This window comes from Halalkalibacter sp. HAAS-P014 (assembly GCF_056619965.1).
Window position 1 is genome coordinate 111,296 of the sequence record NZ_JBWQTV010000001.1, and the last position, 15,250, is coordinate 126,545.

A 15,250-nucleotide genomic window follows, 5' to 3' on the forward strand; every position below is an offset into this window, starting at 1 on the left:
TTTATGTTACAATAGCGAAAGGTTTTCGAGATAAAGAAAGGGGTTTGATGGGTTTGAAAAAATTAGTAATGGGATTTGGAGTTTGTGCGCTAGCGTTTGGATTAGCTGCTTGTGGAGGAGACGATACAACTGAAGAAGAACCACAGCTAGACGGCACAGAACAAGAAATGGAATCAATGATTGACACTGATGAGATTCCAGATGTAATTGCGGTCGTTAACGGTGAAGAGATAGAAAAAGAAATGTATGTAGAAATGATTGAGAACGAAGCAATGCAACTTGTTATGAGAGGCATTGATCTAGAGAGTGCTGAAGGTCAGGAGTATATGGAAGCGCGCAAAGGTTTAGTTCTTGATCAAATTATCAACTCAACTTTAATTAATCAGGCTGTGCAAAGTGAAGGAATTGAAGCATCTGAAGAAGAAGTTGATCAAGGAATGGAAGATTTTGTTGCGCAATATGGACTTGAATCGGAAGAGCAACTTGAAGAATTAATGGAAGCTCAAGGTATAGAGATGGATGAGATTCGTTCTATGGTTTCTGAAAGTGTAAAAAGTGGTAAGTTTATCGATCAAAAAGTAGCAGAAATTGAAGTTACAGATGAGGAAATACAAGCTTTTTACGATGAGGCAGTAGCAGCTGCCGAAGAGGACAATACAGAGTTACCATTATTAGAAGATGTACGGGATGAAATCGAGTATCAGTTAGAAATGGACAAGTTAATTACTTCTTTACGAGAACAAAATGATGTGACAATCAATATTTAGTTAAATGAGGTGATTCCATGTGTTGGAATCACCTTTATTTTTGTTTGAGTAAATTTGACAATTTTAAAATGTTCTTGCCGAAAGGGGTACTAGTATATAAAATATAGGTAATTAGCTATAGGTTTCTAGTTGTGATCTGAGATGGAGGAATAAAATGGAACAAATAAATCGGAATAATATATTATTAGAAAGTGGTACAAATGAATTGGAGATTGTCATGTTTAAAGTTGGGAAAGGTACATTTGGTATAAATGTGTTAAAGGTTCGGGAAATTATTAATCCTCTTCCGGTTACAGTTACTCCAAATGATCATGAACATGTCGAAGGAGTAATTCGGTTACGTCAAGAAGTGATGCCCGTTGTAAACCTAGCAAAAGTATTAAACTTACCAGAATCAGACCATCCCGAACAAGATAAATTTATTATTGCTGAATTAAATAAACTGAAGGTTGCGTTTCATGTTCACAGTGTTTCTCGTATTCACCGGATATCTTGGGAGCAGATTGAAAAACCGAGCGAGCTCTCTCAAGGCACTATAGGTCACACAATTGGCATTGTGAAAATGGAAGAGGAGATGGCTTTGTTATTAGATTTCGAGAAAATAGTCGTGGATATTAGTCCAGAGTCGGGTTTAAGTGTTGAAAAAATCAAAGCCCTAGGACCAAGGGAACGCTCAGCTAAAAAAATCGTAATAGCTGAAGATTCTGCCATTCTTCGAAAGCTCTTACAAGATACATTGACAGAAGCTGGGTATGAACGTCTTCAATTTTTTGAAAACGGCAAACAAGCATGGGAATTTTTGGATGCGTTAACTGCTCAAGAAATTGAAAGTGAAGTCGACTTGGTGATCACGGATATTGAAATGCCACTTATGGATGGACATCATTTAACAAAGAGAATAAAAGAAAATCAGTTACTTCAACAAATACCTGTTATTGTGTTTTCTTCTCTTATTACAACTGATTTATATCATAAAGGCGAAAAAGTTGGAGCGAATGGTCAAATTAGTAAACCAGAAATTGTTGAGCTAGTTGAAACAATTGACCAATTAGTTATGTGAATTCATAAAAAGTAAGAGGCGTTTTTTTCAATTCGCCTCTTTTACGGTGTTTTTATTTTTTTAATAATGTTTGTTCTAATTGTGATTTCTGATCCTCTGTTAGTAAACCGATTTTATTGAAAATGTAGGCATAATATAACGTTTTTTTTGTTATACTCATCAGAAACCCTCCATTTCTTTTTTATATATAATATGCATGACCGACAAAAAGTTTACACAAGGAAACTTTTTGTCGGTCATGCATATTGAGGTTAGTAAAAGTCTTTCGTAGACTTTTTGTTATTAGAATTGATATGATGTGATGTATACAGAACAATGGCTGTGTGAAAATAGGGAGTGACATACATAATGAATATACAAATTACTAAGCCTGCATTACAGTGGTTTAAAGATGAATTTGGATTAGAAGGAAAAGGGGAATTCATACGCTTCTTCGCCAGGTATGGTGGATGTGGTTCTATCCAAAGTGGATTTTCTTTAGGGATTAGTCAGGATTCTCCGACTATTATTGGTGCAAAGCAAGAAATCGATGGTATTACTTTCTTTGTGGAGGAAGAGGACCTTTGGTACTTTAAAAATCTTGACTTAAAAGTGAAGTATAGTCGGAAAAATGATGAGATTGATTTTGTCTATGAGGAACAAAAATAGAGAAGAATAGGGTTATTTAGTAAAAGTTACTACAATGTTGCTTTTAGTAAGGAATAAAATAAAAGAGGATGACAAAAGACAAATTATCGCCTTTGAATCATCCTCTTTCCTCACCTATATTAGTCTTCTTCTCTGTAAATGGAAGGTTTAACCCATACTATTTGTTGAATTCGAACAAAAAACGGGCAATTTTTGACATCGACAACGACATGGTCAGCTTTGACATCGGCAATGACACCTCGAACAAGTCCTTCTGTTGTTTGAATAACTACATTTGAACTTACCAATGATTGCAAGGTCTGGATCATGAATGGATCGACACCAGTCACCATTTGTGGGCGGTTATGTTCTTGAGCTTGATGGCTTACATTTTGATGGTAATGCATATTATTGGCCTCCTTTAACTTGAAAATCCACTTTTATACTATTCATTAGCCCTCACATTGCTTAGACTATAGCCTAGAAACAGTTTGTACGTTGTAAATCGGTTCGTTGAAACAAATAAAATGGTAAGAGACAGGTTGGAAGAAGGGAATCAATGATCACAGATTTTTTATTTACATTAAGAGAGAAAATATTTTTGAAAGGAAGGGGAATAGTATGACTGACATAAATTTTGAAAAAGCTACATTTGCTGGAGGATGTTTCTGGTGTATGGTTCAGCCTTTTGATGAATTACCAGGTATTATAAAAGTAGAATCAGGCTTTATGGGAGGACATATTGAAAAGCCTACGTATGAGCAAGTAAAGAAAGGTGATAGTGGCCATTATGAAGTAGTTCAAATTACATACGACCCTGCAACGTTTCCGTTTGAGAAATTACTTACATTATACTGGCCTCAAATAGACCCGACTGATTCGGAAGGACAATTTCATGACAGAGGGCCACAGTACCGTACGGCCATCTTTTATCATCATGATTATCAAAAAGAATTAGCCGAAAGGTCGAAGAAGGAACTAATAAGCAGCAACCGTTTTAAGAAACCAATTGTAACAGAAATTTTAGCAGCTTCAACATTTTACCGAGCTGAAGATGAGCATCAACATTTTTACAAAAAAAATTCTGATGAATATAAGGAAGATCGTAAAAAGTCAGGACGAGATGAATTCATTTCAGCACATTGGTAGGAGAGGTAAAGTTGCTTTCAAGTTGGGGCTAGAGATAGGTCTTTTTGTGGCAACTTCCAATTTCATAGACAACGAATTGTTGAAATGAAATTGGAATATGTAAAAATGTCAAAAAGGATGTGAAAAACTCTCACAATAAAAGATATTTTTTGATATAATAAAAGAAGTTATACACTATGAAATTTTCTTAGTGGGGGTGACGCAGTGAAAGCAGTAGTTGGAAGATTTGGCATTTGGTTTATGGTTGCGTCACTTAGTTTTATTGTAACTTCACTTATTGTAATTCTTTTTGTTCATTACTGGGCTCACACAGAAGCAGGAAAAGTTCCTCCAAAAACAGCTGTACTCCTACATGCTGTTCATCATAATCTTGTTACCCCAAATATGAGCGTACCTAGTTTTTTTGCAAGTGGGGGCAGTCCAAGTTTCACTGGGGGAATGATTGATATTCCAACAAGTGATGGGACAACAATTGAAGGCAAGATGTATCGACCGATTAGAGAAGGGCCACATCCGATTATTCTTTATTATCACGGTGGAGCATTTATGGAAGGGTACGGAAATATTCATACGCATGATAATATTGTCCGTGGTCTAGCGACTAGAACAAATAGTATTGTTATCGCAGTTGGTTACCGAGTTGCACCTGAGCACCCATTTCCTGCAGCGATAGAAGATAGTTATGATGCTCTAGTTTGGGCATATGAAAATGCAGAAGCCTTAGGAGGAGACCCTGCAAACATTGCTGTTGCAGGAGATAGTGCAGGAGGAAACATTGCAACAGTCGTGTCATTGATGTCCAGAGACCGAAATGGTCCTGATATTAAAGCACAGGCTCTACTTTACCCTTTAACAACGTTTCAAGATATTGAATTTGACTCACGAATGAAATATGATAGTGGTTATTATTTATTATCTCGCAATGTTATGTTACGAGCACGTGATACGTATACACCGGATGAATCTCTATGGATGCACCAATACACATCACCATTAGATGCGCAGAATCTTTATCATTTACCACCAGCAATTGTGATTACTGCAGAGTTTGACCCGTTGCGTGATGAAGGTGAAGCATACGCAAAACGACTCGCCAAGCACGGGGTACCGGTGGAAGCGATCCGGTATAACGGTGTTATGCATGGATTTGTGTCATTTTACGAAGTTATGTATCGTGGGAATCATGGGCTGAATGAAGCATCGAGGTTTCTACGTACAGCCTTTAATGAAGAGCCAACTTTCGAACCATATAACCTTCAAGTTTATGAAGGAACAACAACAGGATCGGAAAAAATGCGTGATCAAATAGAGGCATATGTTATTGGAAGCTTTCTATTAGGAAAGCAAGCAATATCATTGTTTAAGTAGAACTAGGAGCCACTTGTTTGGCTCTTTTTTTGTAGAGTAGAAAAAAGTTATGTGTGTATTTAGTAGTTTTTATAGTGTCGGCCTATCACGTTATCTGCAATGAGTAGATAATTTAAGCTAAACAATAATAAAGCAATAGGAACTTATGTTAAGCCCCTATTGCTTTTGTGCTCGTTTTATAAACATTCTCTCTTCCTCAATTAAACCACATGTTGCGCATTGGACACGAAGTTCTGGTCCACGATAAGACATATGAAGAGGGCCGGCATTGTTATTTTCATATTGTTCAATGATATCGCCACTTCTTGCGTCCATTTTGACAGGAGTAGCTACCTGTTGAATTAAGTTGAAACGTGAACGATTCGTTTTACAGTTCGGACATAAATATGGATTTGTCATCATAATTCCTCCTTTACGGATAGTCTTACCAGTTCCAAAATTAAAAGGAGAGGTAAGTTTAGGAAATTGAGGGAATTAAGCCTGTTAGTCACTCTAACATGGTTGAATTTTCTGGAATAATAAAGTAAGATAAAATGAATGACAGTCAGTCGGTTATGGAGGAATAAATGAATAAAAAACAAGAAGAAAAGTATGAACTCATTTTAAATGCTGCTTTCGAAATTATGAAAGAGAAGGGGTTTGAAAAAGCGTCAGTTTCCCAAATTGTTAGACATGCAGGGGTTGCTCAAGGGACATTCTATCTTTACTTTGATTCAAAAGGAGCAATTGTACCAGCAATAGCCGAACGTATCCTTAATGAGCAATTGAGTGCTATTCAGGACGTAATTACTGAAACAGCTACCATTTTTGAGTTAGTAAATGAGTTGATTGAACAAACATTTCTTATTACAGATAAGAATAAAGAATTAATTAAATTTTGTTATTCAGGTATTGCATATTATGATTCTTTTCAACGTTGGGAGGATATTTACCGACCTTATTATGAATGGTTGGAATCTAAGCTTGAAGAGTCTATTCAAAAAGGTGAAATAATAAATCATTATTCGATTCCACATCTAGCTAAACTAATAATCAGTTTAATGGAACAATCAGCCGAACGTTCATTCCTAACAGATGAGGCTAATTCTGTTAAAAATCTTAACACTGAAAAACAAGAGTTGTTTCAGTTTATCAAACGCGCATTAAGCTAATATTTCATTAGCTTTGTTGCAAAATGAATGACATTCAGTCACTATTATTTTAATCGGGGTGTTCAAATAAATGGAAAAGCGTATACTGATGCTCTCAATATATGGAGGATTATTATTTGCTATAGTTGGTGTAGTTTGGGGGATAGTCATTAATTCGCAGATGATATTGTTTGATGGTGCGTATTCCTTTATAAGTGTTATCTTGTCGCTTTTGTCTTTGGGCGGCCTGTCCTATATAAAAAAGCGAGATGACAATAAGTTTCCTTTTGGAAAAGAAGTTATTGAACCAATTATTATTATTGCAAAGTATTTTGTCATATTTATGCTTTGTTTGATCGCTCTTATATCAGCTGGATATGACCTGTTTACGGGAGGAAGAACTGTTATACCTACGTATGCTTTGCTTTATTCAATTCTATCAACGCTCGGTTGTTTAGTTGTATGGTATTATTTTGTAAAACAAACAAAGAAAAATCAATCTGGATTTATTGAGGCAGAAAAGAAACAATGGTTCATGGATATGCTATTAAGCGCAACTGTTTTAGGAGGTTTTTTTATTGCAACACTTTTAACCTATACGAAGTATGCATGGATGAATTCATATGTCGATCCTCTGATGGTTTTAGTTGTTTCACTTTATTGTTTGAAGGTGCCTTATGTTATGATACGTGATCATTTATGCGAAGTTCTAGAAATGTCCTCATCTCCTAAAATCCACTCACGTATAGAGCATTTAGTAAAGAGAGTGGAGAAACAATATCATTTTGTAGAATCGATCACACGTACTTCGAAAGTAGGGGAGAAGTTATATGTAGAAATTGATTTTATTCTAGATGCGTCCTCACAAGCGCAAACAGTTTCGGAGCATGATAATATTCGAGAAGAAATTGCTAAGAATCTTGAGGATATTCAGTTTAGGAAATGGTTAACTGTCTCGTTTACGCGTAATAGAAAATGGGCTTGAAATAAAAAATGGATGAGAGATCAAATGCAGTCTCTCATCCGTTTTTTTCTATTATTATTATTATTAAAACGCCCAATTCCCTTCACGGAAGATTGGTTCACGTTTTCCGTCTTCGTACACACCATCGATGTTCATATCAGCAGATCCAATCATAAAGTCAACGTGTGTAAGGCTAGTATTTAAGCCGTTTTTCTCAAGTTCTTCTTTTGACATTTCTTTTCCACCTTCAATGCAGAATGCGTAGGCAGAGCCAATGGCAAGGTGGTTTGATGCGTTTTCATCAAATAATGTATTGTAGAAAAGAATATTTGTATCAGATATAGGTGATTTGTGTGGAACTAAAGCAACTTCACCAATAAAGCGCGATCCCTCATCAGTGTCCAACAAACGCTTTAATGTTTCATAACCTTCTTCTGCTTTAAAGTCGATAACTTTTCCATCTTTAAAAGTCAATGAGAAGTTATTGATCAGTGTCCCACCATAGTTTAAAGGTTTGGTACTGGAAACTGTGCCGTTTACTCCTGTTTTTTTAGCTGATGTAAACACTTCTTCTGTCGGCATATTCGCAACAAACGAAACTCCGTCTTTATTGATGCTTCCACCACTAACCCATAAATGAGTCTCAGGCAACTCAATTACTAAATCTGTTCCTTCAGAAGTGTAATGTAAGGCATGGTAATGCTTTTCATTTAATGCATTCATTTTATCATCTAATAATGATAAATGTTCTTGCCATGCCGAAACAGGATCTTCTTGATGAATGCGAGTTGCAGCGAAAATAGCATCCCAAAGTTTCTCCACTGCTGTTTCTTCTGAATCTTCAGGGAAGACTTTCTTTGCCCATCCAACAGAAGGCACAGCGACAATTGACCAACTAATTTTGTCTGACATGATATAGGAACGGAACCCTTCCATTGCTTTTCCACTAGCTTTGTTTGCATTTGAGACGCGTTCTGGGTCTGCGTCTTTCAATAGGTCAGGGTTAGAACCAGTAATGCTTAAAAATGCTGCTCCGTTCTCTGCCATTTCTTCATAACCTTTTGCAACCCACTCCGGAAATTCATGGAAGGCCTCATCTGGAGCCAGTTCGTATTTTGTTTTCGTAAGTTCTTCGTCGCTCCATTCAACATGGACATTTTTCGCACCAGCTTCATACGCTTTTTTGGCTACAGCACGAACATATTCTGCTGCATTGAGTGGAGTGCGAATAACAAGTGTTTGGCCCGGTTGAATATTAATTCCAACTTTAACAGCGAGTTCAGCATATTTTTCTAATTTTTCTTGAAAGGTTGACATGAGATCATTCCTCTTTTCTTATGTATAAATTTGGTTGCTTCACTTATTTTATCAAAGTTTGTGAGTAAGTGAAAAGGATAGCGAGCTAGCAAACATTATGCTATTATATTAGTTGGTAAAAGACAAGAGGTTCGCAAACTCCCTCTATAAAAAACTAAGGTGGTAACTGTACACTAACAAGTACAGTTTTCTTGTCGTTGTAAAAGACAATATTCAGTTCTTATTTAGGAATTACTACTACCTAAAGACCTGGTCATAACTTACCCAGCTGAAAGTATCTTATGAAAAGGATAGGACGGATATACCCGTTTAGGAGTTATCGAATGCTCTTTCTTCAAGAAGTTGATGTTGAACATGTAGTTCAACGAAAAACTTTTAATAAAGGAGAATGAGACATGAGAAATGAAAAAGCGGTTGTTGTTTTTAGTGGAGGTCAAGACAGTACGACATGCCTGTTATGGGCTCTTGATCAATTTAAAGAAGTGGCAACAGTTACTTTTGACTATGGACAACGCCATCATGATGAAATTGAGTGTGCACGTGAGATAGCAGAGGAGTTAGGCGTATCTTTTCATGTGCTTGATATGAGCTTAATAAATCAATTATCAGCTAATGCACTTACAAGAAATGATATTGAAGTGAAGGAAGGAGAAGATGGAGAGCTTCCGTCGACATTTGTTCCTGGTCGTAATCACTTATTCTTATCATTTGCAGCCGTTTATGCAAGAGCAATCGGAGCGCGTCATATTATTACTGGCGTATGTGAAACGGATTTCAGTGGATATCCTGATTGTCGTGATAGTTTTGTTAAGTCGTTAAATGTAACACTTAATTTAGCAATGGACGAACAATTTGTTATTCATACCCCACTTATGTGGTTAAATAAAGCTGAAACTTGGAAGTTGGCAGACGAACTAAATGCACTTGATTTTATAAGAGAGAAAACATTAACTTGTTATCATGGTGTACGTGGTGATGGTTGTGGAAAATGCCCAGCATGTGAACTGCGAAAAAATGGGTTAGATATGTACCTCAAAGAAAAGCAGGGAGGTAATAATCTATGATGCAACAATTTTATCCACAAGTTCAACATTCGTATCGCTATGAACTTAATAAGGATATGCATTTAGCAGCTGCTCATCTTATTCCAAACGACGCAGCTGGTCAGTGTAAAAACATGCACGGGCATACGTATTTTATTAATATTACAATTGCTGGTGATACGTTAGATGATTTAGGTTTTTTGATTAACTTTAAACGAATAAAAGAAATTGTTCATAAACGCTATGATCATTCTGTCTTAAATGATCATCCTGAATTTCAAGATTTCTACCCAACAACGGAAAGAGTAGCAGAACAGATTTGGAGTTCGATTCAAGCTGAGTTACAAACTCAGCCAAATAAGCCAAACTGCTTGCAAGTTGTTGTTAGAGAAACACCAACAAGCTATGTGATCTATCGGCCAAAACCGGAGGAGTTAGCATGAAGATTCCGGTAATGGAAGTATTTGGACCGACCATTCAAGGTGAAGGAATGGTAATTGGACAAAAGACTATGTTTGTTCGAACTGGTGGCTGTGATTACTCTTGTTCTTGGTGTGATTCGAGTTTTACATGGGATGGCTCTGTCAAAAGTCAGTTAATGGAGCCTGAAGAAATTATAAAAAAACTAAAGCAACTTGGTGGACAAGCCTTCTCACATGTTACCATTTCAGGTGGAAATCCAGCTCTTCATAAAGGGATCGATGAGCTTGTTGATCTTTGTCATGACCAACAATGGAAAGTAGCAATTGAAACGCAAGGGTCCATTTGGCAAGAGTGGATGAAAAAGATTGATGATGTTACAATTTCACCGAAGCCTCCTAGTTCTAAAATGGAAACAAATCTTGAAGAGCTTGATCATTATATTACTCAGCTAGAAGATCGCAACATGAGCTTGAAAATAGTCGTATTTAATGATGAGGATTTTACGTATGCTGAAATGATTCGAAACAGGTACCCGAATGTCTCTTTCTATTTACAAATTGGAAATGAAGATATCACATCAACTGACGATGAAGCCCTGCTTTCCACACTGTTAAATCGCTATGAATGGTTAATAGAAAAAGCAACAAAATCAATCGTTATGAATGAAGCAAAGGTATTGCCACAGTTACACACCTTTATTTGGGGAAATAAACGTGGTGTTTAAGTAAGGAGATGAAAAAATGAGTGGTCGAAAAGAAGAAGAATTAGAAGGAGTCACGTTACTGGGAAATCAAGGTACGAACTATGATTTTTCTTATAACCCTTCAATTTTGGAAGTATTTGAAAATAAGCATCAAAATCGTGATTATTTCGTTAAGTTTAACTGCCCGGAGTTTACATCGCTATGTCCGATGACGGGTCAGCCTGATTTTGCGACGATATACATTAGCTATATTCCTGATGTGAAAATGGTAGAAAGTAAGTCGTTAAAGCTTTATTTATTTAGTTTCCGTAATCATGGAGATTTTCACGAGGATTGCATGAATATAATTATGAATGATCTTATTGAGCTTATGGAGCCACGCTATATTGAAGTGTGGGGCAAGTTCACACCGCGTGGTGGTATTAGTATTGATCCTTATACGAATTACGGAAAGCCTGGAACGAAGTATGAGAAAATGGCTGAACATCGTATGATGAATCATGATATGTATCCGGAGACAGTTGATAATAGATAGTTGTGAAATAAAGCTAAATGGTGACCAAAATGAGTGACCAGTAAATTTGTAAATAAAAATGAAGTGACTAATGGTAGAAGGTTATACACTACCGAAAATCGCTGATATTCTTGATCTTTATATCTCTACCGCTGTTTATTGGCGACACACACAGAAAGTCTCGCAAACGTGGTTTTTCTAAGGAACAAGTCTGTGTGGTTGTCGCACAAGACCGTAATGGACAAGTTATCTCTCAAATGGCAGGTAAAGGGCGTATCAAATCAACGGATACTGATAGGGTATTAGGGGAGTTTTTAGACACCTCTGATTTGTTATGCAGTGATACAGCGACTAACTAAACAATCCCCCCAAATGCTTTACTACTTATTTTTAATTTAATCAAAAATTCCCATTAAGGCAACAAACTTACGAAAATAGCGAAATAAAAAGAGCCCTTGCTAGAGAGGGCTCCATCATACATGGTTGATGTTTGTTTGTGACTAAGCAGTATTATTACCTTTGATTTATTTGAATATTCAATAAAAGATAACGTGAGGTGTAACATTAAAACCTCTTATGTAGACCTAGCTTACGTTGTAACTCACTTATTTTTTTATATGCCTCACGATATTCTTTATCAATTTGAGTAACAGCATTTATCATAAAGTTGTTACTATATTCAGTACGTAAAAGAGAGAATACGAATGGTTTTTTCTCTTTTATAATTGCCATCACTTCCTCTATCGGCAAACTTACAGTTTCGGTTTTAGTTTTAAGGAATTCGGTAATGAATTTTTTGTATTCAGGTACAGTTTGTTTTGTGTCGGGATTATCAAGTATTAAAGTATCAAATTTTTGCAAAGCCATTTTAAGTTCCGGCTCTATTAAGTCCATATTAATCGTCACTCCTTATAAAATCTGCCAATTGAAAATAAGCCTCTTAAGGAGATAATTTCATCGGCAACTGGCTGACATAGGTTTCCCGTTAGTCCCTTTAGTTTTGCGTCCTTATCTTTCAATAAGTTTGCCATTTCGACATTATGAATAATGAACAAAAAGAAGTATTTTATATATTAAACGCTTATGTAAGTAACCTTATCTGATATTTCTATTAAAAATATTCATGTGAGATTATCAAACATACTTGGTTGGTTCCTGCCTCCTTTTATTTATGCTAATTGACGAAATGCCAAATCCTCCAGCATTTCACACGGTCCAAGCCTACAGAAGTTATCCGAAAGTGAAAATGGTCTTCGTAACTTTATAGTGACCTATTATAAAGATTATAAAAAACGAATTTATAACCCTCACTTTTTAACCTCAGATGTTTAGTTGAAAAGATTGTCCCACCACCTGTATTACCCTATAGAACTTTATCAAAAACACATTCGTTTGTCGACATAAGAAACAAGGTTTGCCATACGAAGGTGATATTCGGACCTTTAGATATTATAGAGGTTTTTCATTCGGGTTTCAAAATTACGGGACTCGTAAAATTAAAAAGGAATTATGGAACTGTAGAAAGACCATATCTAGACGCTGGAGATCTACCAGAAGCCCCTATGCATATTTCACAAAACGGCTCTCTTCAAAATCGATCACGGGAAGTATGGCAATACGAAGTGAGTAGTTTATCTTACCCAGTATCAGTAACGATGATCCAAGAGAATGAGAGAAATGATTTTGATCTGTATATTTATGATTCTAATGGAAGTTTAGTAGGGTACTCCAATACAACGGATAGACAGGAGATTGTTTCATTTGTCCCCCGCAGATAAGGGAATTACTTTATAGAAGTGTATAGTTTCCGTGGAAGAGGAAATTACTTCTTAGACGTAAGTGGTGGATGAGACTATTTATACTCTTGTACGCGACTAGCCTGCTAAGATATTATATTGTAGCAGCAATTTGTTAGTATGTGGATTTTGTACCGACCTGTCTGTTACTGATCTTTAGAGAGGCCGGCATTCTAGTCAGCTTCTAAATATAAAAACTTCAGTGTATATTCGGGTGTGGGAATATGGTAAGAATGTTGTTGGATTAAGAATTAACATATTGAAATAAGGTCTGTCTCCCGGAGCAGTGAATCATACTGGGGGACAGACCTCTATATTTTGGTTCCTTCTAAGAAAATGGCTGAGCATCATATGCTAATCATGATATGTTCGTGAAACAGTTGATAATAGATAATTTATTTGTGAAGTAACTATGAAATTTATAATTGGAATTCAAGAGGCTGTCATTTGTGACAACCTTTTTTTTCGTCAACGAATAAGGGGGGAGACAGACGCTTAATTTATTTTTAATCGCTAATCACCCTCACCCATTTTACTTTTTAAAAATAAGATATAGAAACGTAATTATATCTGTTAAAGAGGAGTCGACGTTATGGGAGTTTGGGTGCATGAAGTAAGAAAAGTTCGCTTGTTAACTTTTATTGGGGCTGGTCAACAATGAATATATTAGTAACTGGTGCAGCTGGTTTTATAGGTTCTCATCTTTGCGAGAAATTATTGGAGGACTCAAAGACGAACGTAATAGGGGTTGACTTTTTTATCGGACCAACTTCAGAAACTATTACGAGACAAAACCTTGAAAAGCTATTAAAGCATCCACGCTTTTCTTTTTATGAGGAAGATTTATTGAAAATAAAATGGGACCATTTTCTGCAGAACATTGATTATGTGTATCATTTAGCTGGTATGCCAGGGGTTCGTTCAAGTTGGGGGACAGATTTCAATCACTATGTTACAAATAATATAACTGTAACACAAAGGTTACTTGAAGCATGCAAACATGTCCCACTTAAGAAAGTGATCTATTCATCGACATCGTCTGTCTATGGAGAGAAAACAGGGAAAGTTTCAGAAAAGGCGATAACTGAGCCACTATCTCCGTATGGGATTACAAAATTAACGGGTGAATATTTATGTCATGTATACCGTAAAAGCTTTGGGGTCCCAACTGTCATACTAAGATATTTCACTGTCTATGGTCCAAGACAGAGAAGTGATATGGCCTTTCACAGGTTTATTCAAAATATATTAGAGGATAAACCGATTATAATATACGGTGATGGTAGACAAACTCGTGATTTTACCTATATTGACGACTGTGCATCTGCAACAGCCTCTGTTATACATGCAGAAAGAGTGATTGGAGAGACGATAAATATAGGTGGGAAAGAACGAGCATCGGTTTTGGATATTATTAAATTGATAGAAAATGAAACAGAAAAAAAAGCAAATCTTCATTTTGCAAAAGCGGCAACTGGTGAACCGAAACATACATGGGCAGATATTACAAAAGCAGAACGATTATTAGGGTATAAGCCAACTTTTGATCTAAAAGCAGGTTTAAAGAAAGAGATTAATTATATTAAGAAAATTTATCTCGATAAGTAAGTTAATTGTTTTTCATTGAACGTAAACGAGGATGACTTTATCAAAGTCATCCTCGTTTTTACTGGTAGAAGGCAAAAGTAAAATAATAAAATATAAATTCACCCTCAGTTACCTAGTAGAGTGGGATAAGGCAAACTGTAGGGTGAAGCTATTATCACTGGCTCTTCCTTCGTTTTTTATTATCATCCTTTTTAGTCGCCAGCTTTTGGAAAAGTTTTGCTGTTGTAATATCATTGACTGACTCAATGAAATGTTTTTGCTTTTCAGGTTTAAGGAATTGATCTTTTAATTTCTCCTCAATTTCTTTTATAACATCGCTGATGGCGTCTTTTTCTGTATAGTTGCGTTTACGTAAATTGGTATCTGTTTTTTGTTTGACCAAGGATAATAGTAGTTCTATCAGATCACCTTGTTTTGACAGTGCTGCTAAGAGAAGGATTTTACGTTTCTCCAATTTAGATAGACGAAGCTGTTTAAGCTGATTTTGTTCGTCAGGTTGATCATTAGCGCTGTTTACGATTTGATCTAAAAGATTTAAAGTTCCGTCTGAACTATTAACTAGATCACTTAATCTTAATTTTCTACTTGAACTTTTTTGAGATTGAACTTGCTCATTAAGATCATCAATTACGTCATCAATAGGGTGAGAGGCCGAATCGCTTTCTGTGGACTCCTGAGATTGAACTTGCTCATTAAGATCATCAATTACGTCATCAATAGGGTGAGAGGCCGAATCGCTTTCTGCGGACTTCTGAGATTGAACTTGCTCATTAAGATCATC

18 protein-coding genes, 1 pseudogene and 2 riboswitches are annotated in these 15,250 nt (G+C 36.1%); of the genes and pseudogenes, 14 read left to right on the forward strand and 5 right to left on the reverse strand.

The features are described 5' to 3' along the window. Nucleotides 1–53 precede the first annotated feature (53 nt). The 3 genes from AC1FXZ_RS00660 (at nucleotide 54) to AC1FXZ_RS00670 (ending at nucleotide 2,475) form a co-directional block, all read left to right on the forward strand. Nucleotides 54–767 (forward strand): SurA N-terminal domain-containing protein, encoded by a 714-nt coding sequence (locus tag AC1FXZ_RS00660; RefSeq protein WP_480049986.1) that lies wholly within the window; start codon nucleotides 54–56, stop codon nucleotides 765–767. Between the two features lie 154 nt (nucleotides 768–921). Then, nucleotides 922–1,827, forward strand: coding sequence for a chemotaxis protein (locus AC1FXZ_RS00665; RefSeq protein ID WP_480049988.1), 906 nt, complete (start codon nucleotides 922–924; stop codon nucleotides 1,825–1,827). Nucleotides 1,828–2,175: 348 nt separating this feature from the next. After that, nucleotides 2,176–2,475: a HesB/YadR/YfhF family protein gene (locus AC1FXZ_RS00670; protein WP_480049990.1), complete on the forward strand. Its 300-nt coding sequence runs from the start codon at nucleotides 2,176–2,178 to the stop codon at nucleotides 2,473–2,475. Between the two features lie 119 nt (nucleotides 2,476–2,594). On the opposite strand, the gene AC1FXZ_RS00675 is transcribed toward AC1FXZ_RS00670, so the two are convergent. Continuing rightward, the gene (locus AC1FXZ_RS00675) at nucleotides 2,595–2,861 is read right to left on the reverse strand and encodes a YuzF family protein (RefSeq protein ID WP_480049992.1); all 267 of its coding nucleotides are present in this window, start codon (nucleotides 2,859–2,861) and stop codon (nucleotides 2,595–2,597) included. 214 nt (nucleotides 2,862–3,075) lie between these two features. On the opposite strand from AC1FXZ_RS00675, the gene msrA reads away from it, so the two are divergent. Both msrA and AC1FXZ_RS00685 read left to right on the forward strand, forming a co-directional pair. After that, nucleotides 3,076–3,603: a peptide-methionine (S)-S-oxide reductase MsrA gene (msrA, locus tag AC1FXZ_RS00680; protein ID WP_480049994.1), complete on the forward strand. Its 528-nt coding sequence runs from the start codon at nucleotides 3,076–3,078 to the stop codon at nucleotides 3,601–3,603. Nucleotides 3,604–3,807: 204 nt separating this feature from the next. Further along, entirely contained in the window at nucleotides 3,808–4,971 is a 1,164-nt protein-coding gene (locus AC1FXZ_RS00685; RefSeq protein ID WP_480049996.1) for an alpha/beta hydrolase, read from the forward strand. Nucleotides 4,972–5,127: 156 nt separating this feature from the next. Here AC1FXZ_RS00685 and AC1FXZ_RS00690 read toward each other — a convergent pair whose 3' ends face one another. Continuing rightward, nucleotides 5,128–5,370, reverse strand: a complete 243-nt coding sequence (locus tag AC1FXZ_RS00690; RefSeq protein WP_480049998.1) for a DNA alkylation repair protein — start codon at nucleotides 5,368–5,370, stop codon at nucleotides 5,128–5,130. Nucleotides 5,371–5,537: 167 nt separating this feature from the next. On the opposite strand from AC1FXZ_RS00690, the gene AC1FXZ_RS00695 reads away from it, so the two are divergent. Together AC1FXZ_RS00695 and AC1FXZ_RS00700 are read left to right on the forward strand one after the other, a co-directional pair. Continuing rightward, the gene (locus tag AC1FXZ_RS00695; RefSeq protein ID WP_480050000.1) at nucleotides 5,538–6,122 is read left to right on the forward strand and encodes a TetR/AcrR family transcriptional regulator; all 585 of its coding nucleotides are present in this window, start codon (nucleotides 5,538–5,540) and stop codon (nucleotides 6,120–6,122) included. Between the two features lie 70 nt (nucleotides 6,123–6,192). Beyond that, nucleotides 6,193–7,086, forward strand: coding sequence for a cation diffusion facilitator family transporter (locus AC1FXZ_RS00700; protein WP_480050002.1), 894 nt, complete (start codon nucleotides 6,193–6,195; stop codon nucleotides 7,084–7,086). A 63-nt stretch (nucleotides 7,087–7,149) separates the two neighbouring features. On the opposite strand, the gene AC1FXZ_RS00705 is transcribed toward AC1FXZ_RS00700, so the two are convergent. Further along, nucleotides 7,150–8,382, reverse strand: coding sequence for an aminopeptidase (locus AC1FXZ_RS00705; RefSeq protein ID WP_480050004.1), 1,233 nt, complete (start codon nucleotides 8,380–8,382; stop codon nucleotides 7,150–7,152). A gap of 120 nt (nucleotides 8,383–8,502) precedes the next feature. Then, nucleotides 8,503–8,546: riboswitch (PreQ1 riboswitch) on the forward strand. 231 nt (nucleotides 8,547–8,777) lie between these two features. On the opposite strand from AC1FXZ_RS00705, the gene queC reads away from it, so the two are divergent. The 5 genes and pseudogenes from queC to AC1FXZ_RS00730 form a co-directional block, all read left to right on the forward strand. Beyond that, nucleotides 8,778–9,446, forward strand: a complete 669-nt coding sequence (gene queC, locus AC1FXZ_RS00710) for a 7-cyano-7-deazaguanine synthase QueC (protein ID WP_480050006.1) — start codon at nucleotides 8,778–8,780, stop codon at nucleotides 9,444–9,446. Then, nucleotides 9,443–9,868 (forward strand): 6-carboxytetrahydropterin synthase QueD, encoded by a 426-nt coding sequence (gene queD, locus AC1FXZ_RS00715; RefSeq protein ID WP_480050008.1) that lies wholly within the window; start codon nucleotides 9,443–9,445, stop codon nucleotides 9,866–9,868. The genes queC and queD overlap by 4 nt, the downstream gene beginning before the upstream one ends. Further along, entirely contained in the window at nucleotides 9,865–10,572 is a 708-nt protein-coding gene (queE, locus tag AC1FXZ_RS00720) for a 7-carboxy-7-deazaguanine synthase QueE (RefSeq protein WP_480050010.1), read from the forward strand. Before queD ends, queE begins: the two co-directional genes overlap by 4 nt. A gap of 16 nt (nucleotides 10,573–10,588) precedes the next feature. Then, nucleotides 10,589–11,086, forward strand: coding sequence for a preQ(1) synthase (queF, locus tag AC1FXZ_RS00725; RefSeq protein ID WP_480050011.1), 498 nt, complete (start codon nucleotides 10,589–10,591; stop codon nucleotides 11,084–11,086). Between the two features lie 67 nt (nucleotides 11,087–11,153). After that, nucleotides 11,154–11,421 (forward strand): annotated as a pseudogene (locus AC1FXZ_RS00730) (IS1595 family transposase); the annotation flags it as partial. A gap of 208 nt (nucleotides 11,422–11,629) precedes the next feature. Here AC1FXZ_RS00730 and AC1FXZ_RS00735 read toward each other — a convergent pair. Continuing rightward, nucleotides 11,630–11,959: a hypothetical protein gene (locus AC1FXZ_RS00735; RefSeq protein WP_480050013.1), complete on the reverse strand. Its 330-nt coding sequence runs from the start codon at nucleotides 11,957–11,959 to the stop codon at nucleotides 11,630–11,632. Between the two features lie 62 nt (nucleotides 11,960–12,021). Next, nucleotides 12,022–12,104: riboswitch (cyclic di-GMP riboswitch) on the reverse strand. Nucleotides 12,105–12,492: 388 nt separating this feature from the next. Between AC1FXZ_RS00735 and AC1FXZ_RS00740 the strand changes: the two genes are divergently transcribed. Continuing rightward, nucleotides 12,493–12,843, forward strand: a complete 351-nt coding sequence (locus AC1FXZ_RS00740; protein WP_480050015.1) for a hypothetical protein — start codon at nucleotides 12,493–12,495, stop codon at nucleotides 12,841–12,843. 675 nt (nucleotides 12,844–13,518) lie between these two features. Next, on the forward strand, nucleotides 13,519–14,469 hold the full coding sequence (locus AC1FXZ_RS00745) for an NAD-dependent epimerase/dehydratase family protein (RefSeq protein WP_480050017.1): 951 nt from the start codon (nucleotides 13,519–13,521) through the stop codon (nucleotides 14,467–14,469). A gap of 154 nt (nucleotides 14,470–14,623) precedes the next feature. Here AC1FXZ_RS00745 and AC1FXZ_RS00750 read toward each other — a convergent pair. Continuing rightward, nucleotides 14,624–15,250 (reverse strand): hypothetical protein (locus AC1FXZ_RS00750; protein ID WP_480050019.1); only part of this gene is annotated, 627 nt, incomplete at its 5' end.